General features: G+C 52.8%; 16 protein-coding genes. 8 read left to right on the forward strand and 8 right to left on the reverse strand.

What is annotated here, in order from left to right:
* The first annotated feature begins 13 nt into the window (after positions 1 to 13).
* Entirely contained in the window at positions 14 to 1,231 is a 1,218-nt protein-coding gene (locus B5066_RS04955) for an NRAMP family divalent metal transporter (protein WP_079474836.1), read from the forward strand.
* A 320-nt stretch (positions 1,232 to 1,551) separates the two neighbouring features.
* Entirely contained in the window at positions 1,552 to 1,932 is a 381-nt protein-coding gene (locus tag B5066_RS04960) for a DUF488 domain-containing protein (protein ID WP_179124031.1), read from the forward strand.
* Between the two features lie 13 nt (positions 1,933 to 1,945).
* On the opposite strand, the gene B5066_RS04965 is transcribed toward B5066_RS04960, so the two are convergent.
* From B5066_RS04965 to B5066_RS04985, 5 genes are all read right to left on the reverse strand, one after another.
* On the reverse strand, positions 1,946 to 2,836 hold the full coding sequence (locus B5066_RS04965) for an alpha/beta hydrolase (RefSeq protein WP_079474838.1): 891 nt from the start codon (positions 2,834 to 2,836) through the stop codon (positions 1,946 to 1,948).
* Positions 2,837 to 2,957: 121 nt separating this feature from the next.
* Positions 2,958 to 3,428, reverse strand: a complete 471-nt coding sequence (locus tag B5066_RS04970) for a thioesterase family protein (protein ID WP_079474839.1) — start codon at positions 3,426 to 3,428, stop codon at positions 2,958 to 2,960.
* Complete coding sequence (locus B5066_RS04975) at positions 3,418 to 4,389, reverse strand: 3-hydroxyacyl-CoA dehydrogenase NAD-binding domain-containing protein (RefSeq protein WP_079474840.1); 972 nt, start codon at positions 4,387 to 4,389, stop codon at positions 3,418 to 3,420. The genes B5066_RS04970 and B5066_RS04975 overlap by 11 nt, the downstream gene beginning before the upstream one ends.
* A 17-nt stretch (positions 4,390 to 4,406) precedes the next feature.
* On the reverse strand, positions 4,407 to 5,288 hold the full coding sequence (locus tag B5066_RS04980; RefSeq protein ID WP_079474841.1) for a beta-keto acid cleavage family enzyme: 882 nt from the start codon (positions 5,286 to 5,288) through the stop codon (positions 4,407 to 4,409).
* Complete coding sequence (locus tag B5066_RS04985) at positions 5,288 to 5,863, reverse strand: GbsR/MarR family transcriptional regulator (RefSeq protein WP_079474842.1); 576 nt, start codon at positions 5,861 to 5,863, stop codon at positions 5,288 to 5,290. Before B5066_RS04985 ends, B5066_RS04980 begins: the two co-directional genes overlap by 1 nt.
* A gap of 273 nt (positions 5,864 to 6,136) precedes the next feature.
* Between B5066_RS04985 and B5066_RS04990 the strand changes: the two genes are divergently transcribed.
* The 5 genes from B5066_RS04990 to B5066_RS05010 all read left to right on the forward strand — a co-directional run bounded on the left by B5066_RS04990 (position 6,137) and on the right by B5066_RS05010 (position 11,713).
* Positions 6,137 to 7,618, forward strand: a complete 1,482-nt coding sequence (locus tag B5066_RS04990; RefSeq protein ID WP_079474843.1) for a BCCT family transporter — start codon at positions 6,137 to 6,139, stop codon at positions 7,616 to 7,618.
* A 91-nt stretch (positions 7,619 to 7,709) separates the two neighbouring features.
* Positions 7,710 to 8,549 (forward strand): YitT family protein, encoded by an 840-nt coding sequence (locus B5066_RS04995; protein WP_079474844.1) that lies wholly within the window; start codon positions 7,710 to 7,712, stop codon positions 8,547 to 8,549.
* A 12-nt stretch (positions 8,550 to 8,561) separates the two neighbouring features.
* Entirely contained in the window at positions 8,562 to 10,118 is a 1,557-nt protein-coding gene (locus B5066_RS05000; protein WP_079474845.1) for a CocE/NonD family hydrolase, read from the forward strand.
* 73 nt (positions 10,119 to 10,191) lie between these two features.
* A complete protein-coding gene (locus B5066_RS05005) occupies positions 10,192 to 10,644 on the forward strand; it encodes a universal stress protein (RefSeq protein ID WP_079474846.1) in 453 nt (150 codons plus the stop codon).
* A 367-nt stretch (positions 10,645 to 11,011) separates the two neighbouring features.
* A complete protein-coding gene (locus B5066_RS05010) occupies positions 11,012 to 11,713 on the forward strand; it encodes a peptidoglycan-binding protein (RefSeq protein ID WP_079474847.1) in 702 nt (233 codons plus the stop codon).
* Positions 11,714 to 11,810: 97 nt separating this feature from the next.
* Here the strand turns inward: B5066_RS05010 and B5066_RS05015 are convergent, their stop codons facing one another.
* Positions 11,811 to 12,023, reverse strand: coding sequence for a KTSC domain-containing protein (locus B5066_RS05015; RefSeq protein ID WP_079474848.1), 213 nt, complete (start codon positions 12,021 to 12,023; stop codon positions 11,811 to 11,813).
* A gap of 53 nt (positions 12,024 to 12,076) precedes the next feature.
* A complete protein-coding gene (locus B5066_RS05020; protein WP_079474849.1) occupies positions 12,077 to 12,637 on the reverse strand; it encodes a hypothetical protein in 561 nt (186 codons plus the stop codon).
* A gap of 211 nt (positions 12,638 to 12,848) precedes the next feature.
* Between B5066_RS05020 and B5066_RS05025 the strand changes: the two genes are divergently transcribed.
* A complete protein-coding gene (locus B5066_RS05025; RefSeq protein WP_079474850.1) occupies positions 12,849 to 13,940 on the forward strand; it encodes a M24 family metallopeptidase in 1,092 nt (363 codons plus the stop codon).
* A gap of 58 nt (positions 13,941 to 13,998) precedes the next feature.
* Here the strand turns inward: B5066_RS05025 and B5066_RS05030 are convergent, their stop codons facing one another.
* A complete protein-coding gene (locus tag B5066_RS05030) occupies positions 13,999 to 14,991 on the reverse strand; it encodes an alpha/beta hydrolase (protein ID WP_179124032.1) in 993 nt (330 codons plus the stop codon).
* Between the last annotated feature and the right edge of the window lie 38 nt (positions 14,992 to 15,029).

Below are 15,029 nucleotides of genomic sequence, written 5' to 3' on the forward strand. Positions count from 1 at the left end.
GGCGGCGGTGAACATGGAGCAGAACCGGAGCGGTCTTGTGAACAAAGGTATACAGCGGCGGGTGCTGTGGGGAGCCATTTTCTTAATGGCCACCTCTTCCATCGGCCCGGCATTCCTGACGCAGACGACCCAATTCACTTCCCAGTTTCTGGCGAGCTTTGCTTTTGCCATTTTAGCATCGATTATTATTGATATAGGAGCTCAGTTAAATATCTGGCGGGTGCTGGTGGTCTCGGGCAAGCGGGGGCAGGACGTGGCCAACATGGTGTTTCCGGGACTGGGCTTTCTGGTTGCGGCACTCATCGTACTCGGCGGCATTGCCTTTAACATTGGCAATGTGGCGGGGGCAGGCCTTGGCATTAACGTGCTGTTTGGCATTTCTCCGAAGATGGGGGCGGTAATCACCGGGATCCTGGCGATTATTATTTTTACTGTAAAAAGTGCGGAAAAAGTCATTGATATTCTAATACCGATTTTAGGCGTCGTAATGATTGTCATGGTAGGCTACGTTATGATCACGACGAACCCGCCGGTGGGAGAAGCTGTGGTCCGGAGCGTGTTCCCTGAGGATTATGCGGCACTGGTGCTTCCGGTCGTGACGCTGGTCGGTGGAACCGTGGGCGGCTATATTACCTTTGCCGGTGCACACCGGCTGATCGACCGGGGGTTCGAGGGGAAGGAGGCCCTGCCGCTTGTGACAAAGGCCGCGAACTTCGGGATACTGACGACCGGCGTAATGAGAGTCCTATTATTTCTTGCCGTGCTGGGCGTGGTGTCTGCAGGGTATACGCTTGATGAAGGAAATCCGGCGGCCTCCGTATTCCAGATCGCTCTCGGTAATGTAGGGTATAAAATTTTTGGTGTCGTGCTCTGGTCGGCTGCAATCAGCTCGGTGATCGGTTCGGCGTATACGAGCGTTTCATTTATCCGTTCCTTTCACCCGCAGCTTGAAAAATACTATAAATGGCTGATCGTCGGCTTTATTGCTTTTTCCACGATTGTCTTCGCTATTGTCGGCGAACCAGTCACGCTATTGATTGTTGCGGGTGCTTTAAACGGGTTAATCCTTCCACTGACTCTTGGATCAGTGCTTATTGCCTCCAGGAAAAAATCCATCGTCGGAGACTACAGGCACCCGGCCTGGATGCTCATCTTCGGGATAGTGGCAGTGCTGGTAACACTGGTGGCAGGATTTTTGTCGCTGCAGGGGATTGCGGATCTGTGGCAGTAGAATGCTAAGAGGCAGCACGCTGCAGGCTGGGGCCGGAGGAGCTTGAATAGCTTCGCCCGCCTGTAGTATAATTTATCCAACAATAATGGTTTGTGCGCGAACAAGGACCGAAAGCAGCAGTGCTTGACTCTTCAAAGGGGGCGGCCTAGAGGAAAATAAACCACATGAGCCGGGTAAACTCAAAGGTGGTTTATTTTTTATGTTTAAAATCGTCGGCTAATTTGAATAAGGTTTCTTTCTTTTACACGTTTGCCCTTCTTCTGGGAAAGGAAAGAGCCGGGAAGAGAGAATCCATATTATATAGAAGAAGGATGATACCAATGCCAATATACTGCAAGCGGCTCCATAAGAAAGCAGATACGGACGACGGTTACCGGATTTTCGTTGAGAAGGAATGGCCGAACGAAGTGGAAGAAGTGCGCGCTGATATTCATGAATGGGTAGACGGCGTTGCGCCGTCAAAGGAGCTGCAGAAGGCGCTTGATGAGGAGCCGAAAAAGTTCGACAACTTCAAGGAAGCGTACAAGGCAGAGCTTGAGCAGGATGAGCTCAAACGCGAAGAATTGCAGCGCCTGAAAGAAATTGTGCGGATGCAGGACAAGGACGTGACGCTCGTATTTTCGTCAGAAGACGTGAAACGAAATCACGCCTGGGTGCTGAAGGAGATTCTCGACCAGCAGCCGGCTCACCCGAAAGAATAATATAAAAACCCGCCTATAAGAGGCGGGCCTGAAGCGTGGAAACGACAAGTTCCCACGCTTTTTTTGCTGTGCTTTTTCGGCCAACATGGGTGAATGCATGAATCGTATTCGGAAACATGCGGTACTCCGCCGGCACGCCCTCCCGTTTCAGGCGTCCCGCGTACCGGAATGCTTCCTGGGCGAGGGAATCGTGTTCGGGAGTGAACACAAGTGTCGGCGGCAGCCCGGCGAGCGATTCAGCACGAAGCGGAGAAATATACGGATGAGCGGCGCTCTGGCTCGTTTCCAGGTAGCTGGCTGTAAATAAATCCGCCACAAAGATCGGAATGGCTCCGGGAAATACCGGTTTTTCCCGCGGGTCGGTCGCAAGGTCAAGAATCGGGGAGTCCAGAATTTGAGCTGCCGGCATCGGCGCCCCGGTGTCGCGCAAAAGCAGCAGCGTCGCGGCTGCGATGTTGCCGCCGGCACTGTGCCCGCCAAGCGCAAAGCGTTCCATATTCAGTCCGAGCCAATCTTCGTGAGCGTGCAGCCAGGTGAGCACATCCCGTACTTCAAAAATCGAAAACGGGAACCGGCTGCGCGGAGCCAGATGGTAATCAATATTTACCACCACGCAGGGCGTAAGCTCGGCGACGTGCCGGCCCCAGCCTTCGTCATCAGCGTAGCTGCCCATGAAAAAGCCGCCGCCGTGCAGGTTCACAAATACTGGAAGGGCTGTCCCGCCGGCCTTTTCGGGGTAATAAATGTGTAAGGGCGTCGCGCCGGCAGCCGTTTCTACGATATAAGAATCCGTGCGCACCGTATTCGCGGACGGCGGTGTAATGTGGGTCGGTGAATAGCGGCGCAGCCGTATTTGAAACGCGCGCAACAGGGACGTATACAGATAGGTTTTCCATACAGGCATCGGCGCCACTCCTTTCTTCCTTCTACGTCCCTATTCCTGCCAATGCCTGTTGTTAAGCTGAAAATTGCTCAGTTGAAAAAATCAGCCGGTGTTCTTCTGAAGAGTGCCGGCTGATGCCTTGTTATTTTCGTTTGATTTCAATCGAGCGGCCGGCTTTGTCCGGCCAGTTTTCCGGAGAAAGAACCGGAACACGGGCAAAGCCCCGCTGAAGCGCTTCGGAAAACGGGGCGGGGCGTCCGGCGGCCTGATCCATTCCCATAACCATCTGTTCGCTTGTAGCTATGGTCTCGTTCTGGTCGTTCAGCATTTCGAACCACAGGTGCAGCCGCTTGGCGTCCTGGTCGAGGATCACTACTGACACGGCGAGCAGCTGTTCCTGGCGGGCTTCTGCCAGATACATTAGGTGCGTTTCGAGGGTGAATACAGTGTACTGCTCCTGCTCGATAAAGCGGGCGGTCAGGCCGGCCTCTTCCAACATGGTATCCAGTGCGCGGCTGAAAATAAGAGCGTAAGCCGCATCATTCATGTGCCCGTTGTAGTCCACCCATTCCTGTTCCACGTGCCCGTTCCATACGGTGCGGTTATCTGTCATGGCTCTCTACCTTTTCTGCCGGCCAGTAGCTGCCTTCGTGCAGCAGATTCATCAGCTTTAAAAGAAACTCATCGCGGCGCTCTTCAAGCTCAGCAACGCTTTTGTCCCCGGACTGCTCCTTTGTTCCTTCGATAACTTTTTTGCTCAGCCCGGGGGTGAGCTCCGGTGCTTCAAGCTTGGTCCACGGCGCTTTCAGAGCCGGGCCGAACTGCTCGAGCATGTGGGCCATTCCCTTGTCGCCGCCGGCCAGGTGGAAGGTCAAAAACGGTCCCATGAGCGCCCAGCGGAGACCGGCGCCGTAGACGATCGCTTTGTCGACTTCTTCGGTGGTAGCGTGGCCGTCGTTCACAATATGAAGGGCTTCCCGCCAGAGGGCTTCCATTAGGCGGTCGGCAATATGGCCGTCCACTTCGCCCTTCATAACGAGCGGCTTCATGCCGGCAAGTTCATATATCGCCTGCGCGCGCTCCATTTCGGCACTCGTTGTCTGCTCGCCGCCGGAGAGCTCTACAAGCGGAAGCAGGTAAACGGGGTGAAACGGGTGGGCAACGATAACGCGCTCCGGATGGTGGATGCAATCAGACTGAAGCGTCGTCGGCTTGTAGCCCGACGTGCTCGAAGCGATAATGCTTTCGGCCGGCGCGTGTTCATCAATCTGGGCGAGCACGTTTCGTTTGACATCTTCACGCTCCGGCACGTTTTCCTGCACAAGGGCAGCATCCGGGACAGCATCTTTGATGTCTGTCGTAAAGGCAAGCTTATCGATGGAAGCATCGCTATGCATGCCGTTTTCCTTCAGCTTCGGCCATAGCGACGCGACGGCGCTTCGGGTTTTTTCTTCGGCGCCGTCCGCCGGGTCACAGGCGGTAACGTGAAAGCCATGCGCGAGGAAACGGGCGATCCAGCCATTTCCGATCACGCCGGTTCCGATGACGGCAATAGTAGTTGTTGTGGGATTCATGAGGTCCTCCTAAAAATTTAAGATTGTTTCGTCAGGCCGAGCGTCTCGCGTGCTTCCTGCGGCGTCATTGGTTCAACGTTCAGCGTCTGCAGCAGCTGCACGGCTTTGTCGACGAGCTGGGCGTTCGTGCCGAGAACGCCTTTTTCAAGATATAAATTGTCCTCGAGGCCAACGCGGACGTTGCCGCCAAGAAGGGCTGCCTGGGCGACCATCGGAATCTGCATGCGGCCGATGCCAAACGCCGACCAGTTGGCGCCCTCCGGGAGGTGATGCCTCATGTGAAGCATCGTTTCCGCATCTGCTTCTGCGCCCCATGGAATGCCGAGGCAGAACTGATAGAGCGGATCGCCGTCCACGAGGCCTTCGCGCACGAGCTGGTTGGCAAAGCGCACGTGGCCGGTATCAAAGCACTCCATTTCCGCCTTCACACCGCTCTGCTGAATCAGAGATGCCTGCTCACGCAGCCACCCGGCCGGGCCGAGATACACCTGGTCGCCAAAGTTCAGGCTGCCGCAGTCGAGCGTGCATATTTCCGGAAGGAGTTTTCCCACCGGGAGATGGCGCTCCTCCGGCGTCTGCACGAACGTGCCTTCGCCGCCGGCAGCCGGGTGCTTCTGGTCAGGAACAAAGTCGCCGCCGCCTCCGGCTGTGAGATTAAGCACCACGTCGGTTTCGCTTTCACGGACGCGTTCCACGACCTCCTGGAAGAGGGCGGGGTCAAAGCTGTACGCGCCTGTTTTTGGATCGCGCACGTGAATATGGGCTACTGCGGCTCCCGCTTTGGCCGCTTCGATGGCGTCACGGGCGATAGCTTCCGGCGTGACCGGCACGTGCTGGCTTTTGTCTGTCGTTTCTCCGGCGCCGGTGACGGCGCTTGTAACAATTGTTTTCTGACCCATTAGGTATCTTCTCCTTTATCGTTTCTCTCTATTGGAACAGCGCTAAAAATATCTCCGCTTTCGAAAAATTCCACGAGGCGGCTGATCCAGTTATAGTAAGCAACCCATTCGTCGAGCTCTTTGCGGAGCTCGGCAATTTTCTGGTCCACCTCAACTGAACCATCGCTCGCAGCAGCGACTTCGTCGATTTCGCGCTGCAGCTTATTGGCAAACTGGCGGTTTTTGCTGATCACTTCCCGCCAGTTTGTCGTAAACAGGGACACAAACGTCTGCACATAATCGTTTTCCACATTGTAATGCTCTTTGCGGCTGCCTTTAACATGTTCTTTTTCCGCAATGTTCAATGAAATCATCTGGCGCATCACCTGGCTCATCCGGGTCTTGCTCATTCCGGTGGCCTCGGCCAGATCATCCAGCGTCATCGGCTCACGGTTCATGTAAATAATGCCGAGCAGCCGGCCGACTGTCGATGACACTCCGAATGTATTCATATTGTCGGAAATGCGGTCGGCAATCTGCCGTTCGGTTTCATTCAATTGTTCAAGCAGCTGTTTTTTATCCCGTGAGGCACTCATGGCGCTCCCCCTTTATCAAGCGTTCTCTGTTTTCCATGCGTCTAACTGTATCATGTTTCAAAATAAAGACAAAAAAGCAGATTGGGGTCACTGAGAGCGAAAAAGAAAGGAAACATAAGATAATGAATCATAAACTCTGTGCAATAAAAATTGCATAGATTTTACGCTGATTTTTGCGGGCTTACGCGTTTTTTCTTTTCAGGAGGCTTTCTCTATAATGAAGAACGTTGTGAACGAGTGCAGCGGAAAGACTATGGAGGAGGTTCATACATAATGAAAAAAATGACAACTGTTTTAAAAGTGTCGATTGTTCTTATCTTATTATTCTTAGCATTTGGCGTATTTTTTACATCGCAGCTTGAAGCAGCAATGACTGCTGCCCAGGCATTTGTATTTGCGCATTTTGGCTGGTATTTTCAGATTTTAGTGACGCTTCTGTTAATTTTTGCGGTCTATCTCGGATTCAGTAAATATGGAAACGTGAGGCTGGGGAAGCCGGACGAAAAGCCGGAATTTAACCGGCTCACCTGGTTTACGATGCTGTTTTCCGCAGGTATTGGGATTGGGCTTTTGTTTTACGGCGTGTCCGAGCCGATCGGGCACTTTTCGAGTCCGCCAAACGGCGAGGGCGGTGCGGAAAGTGATGCCATTCGCGGCGTTTCCTCGACCTGGCTTCACTGGGGACTGCACGCCTGGGCTATCTATGCGCTGGTGGCACTGGCGCTTGCCCTTCAGCAGTTCCGCTATCAGGCGCCGGGGCTGATGAGCACCACGCTCCGGCCGGTGCTCGGGAAATATGCGTACGGACCGGTTGCCAATGTCGTTGACACTATTGCCGTATTCGCTACATTGTTCGGGGTCGCCGCTTCGCTTGGGCTCGGGTCCCAGCAGATTAACGCCGGCCTGCAGTTTATTTTCGGCGTGCCGTACACTCTCGGCGTGCAGTTCATTATTATGACGATTGTGACGATTATTTTCGTGACGTCAGCAAGCACAGGAATTCAGCGGGGCATCAAGTATTTAAGTAACATCAACCTGAGCCTGACCGGCATCCTGCTGTTGTTTATGCTGATCGCCGGGCCGACACTCTTTTTAATTAATATGTTTGCTTCCGGCCTGTCGGATTACGTGCAGAACTTCCTCGGATGGGGACTGCGCATGGATCCAATTGATGAGCAGGAAGCATCCTGGACCCAGAACTGGACCGTCTTCTACTGGGCCTGGTGGATTTCATGGACACCGTTTGTCGGAATGTTTGTGGCCCGGATCTCGAGAGGCCGGACAATTCGTGAATTTATGGCGGGCGTGCTGCTCGTCCCGTCGATCGTTTCGTTTTTCTGGTTCAGCACACTCGGCGGAAGCGCAATTTTTCTCGAGCTGTTCGAAGGACGCGAGGTATCATCGCAGTCGCTTGAGACGGCACTGTTTTACGTGCTTGAAACGTATCCGCTCGGGGGCGTTATGTCCGTGTTTGCCATTATAGTGGTGACGATTTTCTTTGTGACGACTGCGGACTCTGCGACATTTGTGCTCGGAATGCAGACAACCGGGGGCAGCCTGAACCCGCCGGTGTCGATCAAAATTATGTGGGGCATTTTCTTCGTTTCGGTAACTGCAATTCTGTTGGTAGTTGGAGGCTTGAGCGCTTTCCAGACTGCGATTGTGGTCAGCGCACTGCCGCTGTCAGTCATTGTTATTTTAATGTGTATTGGCATTGTCAAGACGTTAAACCTCGACCAGAAACGCGGGAAATAAGCGCGGGCAGGAACGCAGGCTGCGTTCCTGCTCTTTTTTGCGTTATAATATAGTTTTGTCTGAAAATATATATGTGGGGGGGAAAGAACGTATGAAAAATATAATGTATATTATTATCGGCACGCTGCTGTTTGCGCTCGCAGTGACACAGCTTGCGATGCCAAACTCTATTGCCGAAGGCGGCATTGTCGGGATGTCTCTGTTGATCTATTACGGGATCGGCATTTCACCCAGTATTTCTACACCGATCATTTTTATTCTGCTGCTCGGCGTCGGAATTCGTTATCTGCCGCGCCATATGGTGTATAAAACCATTTTTAACGTAGCGTTATTTTCGGTGTTCATCTGGATTTTTGAAGGCCTGTACGCGCGTCCAATGGAGGATCCGCTGCTTGCTGCTATTTTTGCCGGGGCGATTACCGGTGTCGGCTTTGGTTTTATCTATCAGGCCGGGAGCTCCGTCGGAGGGACGTCCATTATCGCCCGCGCCTTTAACCAGCAGCTCGGCTGGGACCTCACCGGCATGACGCTCGTGCTTGATGCGCTCGTTGTTATCGCGGGCATTTTTATTATCGGGCCGGTGTCCACCATGTATACCCTGATCACTCTTTATATTGGAAAGGTCGTGACCGACTTTGTGCTCGGCGGCTTTGATTCCAAAAAAGCGCTCAACGTAGTATCACCGTACTCCGAGCAGATATCAGAGCGTATTACAAAGGAGCTGGCTTCAAGTGCGACCGTTTTTGACGGCCGGGGGGAATATATGAAGGAGCAGCGCCGAGTGCTGTATATTGTTATTCACTCGCACCGCCTGCTGCGTTTGAAACGGGTTATTAAAGAAGTGGATCCGAATGCGTTTATTGTTGTCCACAACGTCAAAGACGTCTCAGGCGGCACGTTCTCGATTGGCCATGAGGAAGTGCGCTCGTAAAGGAGGAAGGCTATGCGGATCGAAGAACAGGTGGAAAGCCGGATGCGTGACGGTACCGTGCTGCGAACGGATGTGTACCGCCCTGATAAAACCGGGAGCTGGCCGGCACTGCTGCTCCGGCTGCCGTACGATAAGTCGAGCCGGCATTACCGGGAAACGTTTGTTGATGTCTGGCGCCTGACCGCCGCTGGTTATGTCGTTGTGATCCCGGACGTGCGCGGCCGGTTTGCCTCTGGCGGGGTATTTTATCCATTTATATATGAAGCTGCAGACGGCTATGACGCTGTAGAATGGGCGGCTCGTCTTCCGGAAGTGAACGGGAAAGTCGGCATGATTGGCATGTCGTATCACGGCTTCACCCAGGTGGCTGCAGCCGCTGAACAGCCGCCATCGCTGCAGGCAATTGCGCCGATGATGGCGTTTGCGGACGGCTGGATCACCATGCGGGGCGGCCGGGGCGTGTTTGAGCTCGGCAAATGGCAGACGTGGGTCGCTGAATCAATGCTGCCGGATCACCTGGAGCGGACGCAAGGAGCTGAGGGTCTGGCACGCATCAGCCACTATCTTGAGCATTTGCCGTACTGGCTTGGAAAAGGGGATCCGCTTGTGTGGCCTCCAATTACCACTGCTGGCATGCCGGCGTACTACTCGGATTTTCTGTTGGGCAGTGTTTCTGAAGCCACCAGACAGCGGATGCAGATAAAACCGGAGCGGATCAAAGTGCCGGCGCTGTTTCTGGCTGGATGGTACGACTGCTTCCTGGAGGAAACGATCGATTTATATCAAAGCACGGCCGGCCCGGCAGAACTCTGGATCGGTCCTTGGACGCATGAGGATCAGAGCGGCCGGGCGGGGGATGTGTTTTTCCCGGATGCCCGGATCGACCGGACCGCGTTATTTCTTCAGTGGTTTGACCGCTGGCTGAAGGGGAAAAAGGCCGCACCCGACAATCCCGTGCACTACTATGTGATGCACACCGGCGAATGGCGGGGCAGCTGGGAAATACCCCGTGGGCAGACAGAGGCAGTGTTTTACCTGTGCCAGGACGGCCGGTTGGCTGTGAAAGCGCCGGGGCAGGCTTTTGGGCACCGAGTGGAACATGATCCGAAGGATCCCGTGCCGACAAACGGCGGAAGTATTTTAATGAGCGGGTTTCCAGCGGGAAGCTTTGACCAGCAGCATCTACAAAAGCGAAGCGACATGCTGGTTTATACGAGCGGTCCGCTGGCTGAAAACTGGGAAGTGTCCGGTAACGTGCAGGCGTGCCTGCAGGTGAATGCGAGCCGCCCACGGCTCCCGGTTGGCCTTCGGGTGAGTGAGGTAAAACCTGACGGGGCCTCCTGGAATGTAGTGGACACCGTGCAGGCCCAGCCGCATGCAGACGGGGAGCTGTCCATTAATATTGGCAGAACAGCGTATCGTTTTTCAGCGGGAAACCGCCTGCGCCTGGAAATATATTTAAGCAGTTTTCCGCGTATTCAAAGCGGTGCCACCCCTGCGTGGACAGAGGTGCGCAGTGTTTCGCAGTTAAGAATAACTGCTGAGAATTCTCCCCGTTTTTACAATTAATGCATAGATTTACAGGTGGAGGGGAATAAGCATAACACGCATTCCATATACTTAATAAGGAGGCGTGTAAATAATGGAACTATACAAAAACATTTTAATCGGCGTACATCCAACGGCAGGCGTGCCGGAGCATGTAGTGCACAGAGGCTGTGCTTTAGCTGAGCTCCACGGGGCAGATCTACACCTGGCTGCGATGGTGGAGGAAAAAGGCTACGGCCCGTTTGCCCGCTATGAACCAGACGTGTTGAAAAAAGCAGAGGATGAAGCAACCGAAACGCTGCAGGAAGTTAAACGGAAAGCAGAATCCCAAACGCACGGGAAACTCAATGCAAAGCTGATTGTCGAGCACGGGGCACCGACGCAGACCCTCATGCAGAAGGTGGTGCCGGACTACCAGATTGATCTGGTGCTGCTTCCGCAGACGAGCAAAAACAAGATGGACCGCACGCTGATGGGAAGCTTCTCGGAGGCCGTCATCCGTTCGGCTAACTGCGATATATTGATCGTAGACAGCAAAGGAGAATAGCCTGGGCCGGAAGCAAAGTGCTTCCGGTTTTTTTACAGGTTAATTTATACCTACTTGCATACTGCTTTCTTGAAAAAAGCAGAATTGCCGTAACAGAAACAAAAAGCTTTTGTAATAGAAGAAAAGCATGTCGCTGTTCATGATGACAAAGAAGATTTACGGGATTCATTTGTAAGGCGCGAGTCACAGGGTATAAATATATTAAGTAAAAAACAGAGGAATTGTTATGGGAATTTATCAGCCATTAGTAATAATTACATAGAAATTACAATGTAATTACAATTAACTAATAAGCTTGAAGTCCCCCTCCCCCGTCCGTTATAGTTCTTGCTGTGAGAGAAATTCAAACAGTTGGGGGTATTCACATATGTTTTCTGTACGTCAATCGATGAAATGGGCCGGCGGACTTGCACTTGGAACAGGCTTGCTTACAGCAGCGCCGGCCGTGTCGGACGCAGCAGACTTATTAAATAAAGGGGACCGCGGGGACGATGTATCCGAAGCCCAGGACGTGCTTGAGGATGAAGGCTATTACGATTACGCGGTAGACGGCATTTACGGTCCGATTACGGACAGCGCCGTACGCAGCTTCCAGAGCGACCACGGTCTTGTTGTGGACGGCATTATCGGGCCAAACACCCGCGCAGCACTTGACGACGTGGACAGCGGGGAAGCGGTGGAAGGAGCTTCCACATCCGAATCGTCTGACAGCAGCTCTTCTGAAAGCGAAAGCAGCAGCTCTTCGGAAGAATCCACAAGCAGCAGTGCAGACAGCGGCGGCGAAACCATGACTATGGAAGCTACTGCTTACACAGCTGAATGTGCTGGATGCAGCGGTATTACTGCCACAGGCGTTAACCTGAATAAAGACCGCGGGGCTGACGTTATTGCTGTAGACCCGGACGTAATCCCGCTTGGATCTACCGTAAAGGTTGAAGGCATGGGCACATATGAAGCGGCGGACACCGGCGGCGCCATCAACAACGACCGCATCGACATTCACGTACCGACAAAATCTGATGCTTATGCATTTGGACGCCAGGATGTAGAAGTAACAGTGCTGGACTAATCAATAAACGACCGAACCCGTCTTTCCAAACAGGAAGGCGGGTTTTTTTATCTGTTGAAAGCCGTAAAAAGAGCAGCGGCCACCGGCCCTGCTCCTGTCACCCGACTTTCGTATACGGATAAACGTCACGTATGCGCCGGTAGTGGTATTCGCCGGCAGAATCCGAAGCCATTAAGCCGCGGAAAATATGCTCGGGCACGCCACGGTAGTCATAGACGTTGCCATCGGTAAACTCAACACGAAGAAGCTCGCTGAATGGATCATAGCCGGCCTGTGCTAAATGACTCGATTGAATGCGGTACATATCCATCAATCTATGCTCCCTTCAGGTAAGAATCAAGGAACTTCTGCTGGAGATTGTACTTACAGAGTTTTTATATCGGAGGATTCAAAGTCGTTTAGGCGGAACATACAGTAGGCAAGCGTGAGAAATTCGGGAGTAGTCACGCACGAATCCTGGTTTTTTTTGACGGCGGCGGAAACTTTCCAGCCGGAATTCTTAAACGTTATCGTGGCCACAGTCGTTTTTTCACACCTTACGATCAGCTGCTCGTGGCGGTTCTGAAAAATTTCGAGCTGTTCATCGTCAATACGCCCTTTAGCGTGAAAGCGAAAATATGGAAAAAATATTTGATCCCGCAGCTCAATTTCTGCTGCTCCGCTGCAAGGCTGAAACATGTAATGATATCGGAGGCGGCGGTGCATCTTGCCTTTTTTTACGCCCATGGCCATCCTCGTGCGGCCATGGGTATCCTTAAACCGGTACGCGTCCCCGGTACGCATATGATCGGTATTAACATCAATGGATTTGGCGTCGGCCCGCTCGAGCAGACCGACTGCTTCCCCGCCATGGTTATAGACTGGAACTGAATTGTGGGAAGAAAAGAAAAGTATATCGTTAAAGACCCATTCCTGATTCTGCATAGATGCTGCCCCCCTTTATGGTTTGCGCGGTATGCGCCCAAACCACCCCGCTGGTTATCTATGTATATATACGCATCCAAAAAGGGCATAGTTTCACTTGTCGTTGTCATTATTTCCCGTTTTTGCTGTTGGACAAACCTTCAAGGGAAGAAGGGACGGCTGGAAAGCACATAAAAAATTATGCGATACTAAAGGTAAAGGAGGCAAAATAATGACCACGGTAATCGAATTATGGAGACAGGCGCTGCTGGAACGGGAGGAGGATGCAGCCGTTCTCACGGATCCGGCTAACATATACTATGCGAGCGGTTTTTACTCGGACCCGCACGAGCGGCTTTTAATGCTTATGATTTTTCAGAAAGGAGAGCCGGTGCTTGTGTGCCCGGAAATGGAAAAGAGCCTGGTAATAAACAGCGGATGGCAGGGAGGCATAGTCACCTACAGGGACAGCGAAGATCCGTGGGACAGCGTTAAAAAGATGTTTCATAAACAACTGCCCAATCCTTTCCGGATCGCGGTGGAAAAAGCTCATTTATCCGTGACCCGGTTTGAAAAGCTGCAGCTTATCTATCCTGGCGTGCGTTATACCGATTTTGAACGTGTGGTGGTGGAGAGCCGCCAGGTTAAATCACGAGAGGAGCTGACACACATTCAGCAGGCAGTGGATATTGCCGAACAGGCTCTCAAAGCTGTCGCAGCCGGACTTCAGGAAGGAGTAACAGAACGGCAGGTAGTCCATCAGCTCGAAGATGCGATGAAGCGGGCAGGCGCAGACGGAGCGGCATTCGATACGATTGTTTTGTTTGGAGAAAAAAGTGCCTATCCGCACGGTGTGCCATCAGAAAATCCGCTTCAAAAGGGCGATTTGATTTTAGTCGATCTTGGCGCCCGGTACGGACGCTTCTGCTCCGATATCACGCGCACCTGGGTGTTTGGAGGAGCGGATGAAACATCGCAGCAGCGCCTTAACCTTGTATCTCAAGCAAAAGCGGCGGCAATTAAGGCGTGCCGTCACGGCGGACGAATAGGGGACGTGGATAAAGCGGCTCGGGACGTGCTCACCAAAGCAGGGCATGGGGATCATTTTATTACCCGCGTTGGTCACGGCATGGGCATGGACGTGCATGAGGCGCCCTCAATTCATGGGAATAACGATGATCTGCTTGAAGCCGGAATGGTGCTTACGATCGAGCCGGGTGTCTATATCGAAGGGTGGGGAGGCATCCGGCTGGAAGATGACGTGGTTGTTGGTGAACACGGTGGGAAGATTATGAACCGGCTGGAGACACTTTTGGATATGTAATAAGCACATGGGAAAAGGGCCTGCGCATGTTTAAACATGCGCAGGCCCTTTTTGTTTTTTACGCACGGCTGTACGTATCAATAAAAGCGGTCAGGGAACGGAACGTCTGCCGGGCGGCAGGCTTATCCATCATAAATTGGTATTCGTGCTCCACCGGTAATTCATCTTTGTCGTAGAAAATGTCCCGGACGGGCACACGGCGGCTTAGCAGGGCAGCAAGCTTTCTCCCCTGGGCGTCAAATGAGTTTTTGTTGCCGTCAGTAATAAACGTTGGCGCAAACTTTTCCGGCGGGCGCTGCAGCATGGATATTTCCGTAAGGGCCGGGGCCTCCTCCCAGTTATAGGTGCCGATATAGGCCCAGCCAATACGCTTAAATAGGAAGCGGTTGAACCAGCCGAGCGGAGCTCCCGCAATCTGGCGAAGATCATACGGCCCGCAGAACAGCAGCACTCCTTTAATATAAAGCGGGTCAATATGCCGCCTTACCGGCACCCACGGAGAATATCCCTCGTTCAGCTGGATGGCTGCATACTGAGAAGCAATCTGGGCTCCCGCAGAGTCGCCGGCGAAAAAAATATTGGTTAAGTCGATGCCGTAGTCTTCGGCGTGCTTTTTGATGTAACGATACGCCTCATCAAGCTGAATTAATGGAGCAGGATAAGCGGCAGTCGGGGCGAGAGCGTAGTTAATATTAATCACATTGTAGCCGGAGGCCGCCAGGTAAGTAGCATACTTGGAAGCGTCCTGCTTGTCGCCCCCCACGTAAGCCCCGCCGTGCATCCAAAAAATGACTGGTGTCTTTTCTTCTTTTTTTGTGGTCAGGATAATATCGAGCCGGCCGTTGCGGTATTGGGATTCATAATCAATATCCTGATACTGTACCGTTTGCTCTGCTGCTTCAGCAAAATCGGGGGCTTCGGTTTCAAGCCCTCCTTTAAAAGCCCGCTTGACGTACCAGGCAGCAGGCCGCGGCGAAAAGAATGCATAGGCAGCTGCTGCAGCGATCAGCCCGCAGGCGCTGAGTCCTGCTTGTTTGGCGAGTTTATGCATAAACATCTTCTCCTTGTATAGGTTTTGTAAACGTTAAC

The sequence above is a fragment of the Marinococcus halophilus genome, from assembly GCF_900166605.1.
GTDB classification, from domain to species: Bacteria; Bacillota; Bacilli; order Bacillales; family Marinococcaceae; genus Marinococcus; species Marinococcus halophilus.

Bases quoted from the DNA above. Each gene is read 5' to 3' on its own strand.
- B5066_RS04955 (WP_079474836.1), top strand. From the start codon at position 14: ATGGAGCAGAACCGGAGCGGTCTTGTGAACAAAGGTATACAGCGGCGG.
- B5066_RS04960 (WP_179124031.1), top strand. From the start codon at position 1,552: ATGCCAATATACTGCAAGCGGCTCCATAAGAAAGCAGATACGGACGAC.
- B5066_RS04965 (WP_079474838.1), bottom strand. From the start codon at position 2,836: ATGCCTGTATGGAAAACCTATCTGTATACGTCCCTGTTGCGCGCGTTT.
- B5066_RS04970 (WP_079474839.1), bottom strand. From the start codon at position 3,428: ATGACAGATAACCGCACCGTATGGAACGGGCACGTGGAACAGGAATGG.
- B5066_RS04975 (WP_079474840.1), bottom strand. From the start codon at position 4,389: ATGAATCCCACAACAACTACTATTGCCGTCATCGGAACCGGCGTGATC.
- B5066_RS04980 (WP_079474841.1), bottom strand. From the start codon at position 5,288: ATGGGTCAGAAAACAATTGTTACAAGCGCCGTCACCGGCGCCGGAGAA.
- B5066_RS04985 (WP_079474842.1), bottom strand. From the start codon at position 5,863: ATGAGTGCCTCACGGGATAAAAAACAGCTGCTTGAACAATTGAATGAA.
- B5066_RS04990 (WP_079474843.1), top strand. From the start codon at position 6,137: ATGAAAAAAATGACAACTGTTTTAAAAGTGTCGATTGTTCTTATCTTA.
- B5066_RS04995 (WP_079474844.1), top strand. From the start codon at position 7,710: ATGAAAAATATAATGTATATTATTATCGGCACGCTGCTGTTTGCGCTC.
- B5066_RS05000 (WP_079474845.1), top strand. From the start codon at position 8,562: ATGCGGATCGAAGAACAGGTGGAAAGCCGGATGCGTGACGGTACCGTG.
- B5066_RS05005 (WP_079474846.1), top strand. From the start codon at position 10,192: ATGGAACTATACAAAAACATTTTAATCGGCGTACATCCAACGGCAGGC.
- B5066_RS05010 (WP_079474847.1), top strand. From the start codon at position 11,012: ATGTTTTCTGTACGTCAATCGATGAAATGGGCCGGCGGACTTGCACTT.
- B5066_RS05015 (WP_079474848.1), bottom strand. From the start codon at position 12,023: ATGGATATGTACCGCATTCAATCGAGTCATTTAGCACAGGCCGGCTAT.
- B5066_RS05020 (WP_079474849.1), bottom strand. From the start codon at position 12,637: ATGCAGAATCAGGAATGGGTCTTTAACGATATACTTTTCTTTTCTTCC.
- B5066_RS05025 (WP_079474850.1), top strand. From the start codon at position 12,849: ATGACCACGGTAATCGAATTATGGAGACAGGCGCTGCTGGAACGGGAG.
- B5066_RS05030 (WP_179124032.1), bottom strand. From the start codon at position 14,991: ATGCATAAACTCGCCAAACAAGCAGGACTCAGCGCCTGCGGGCTGATC.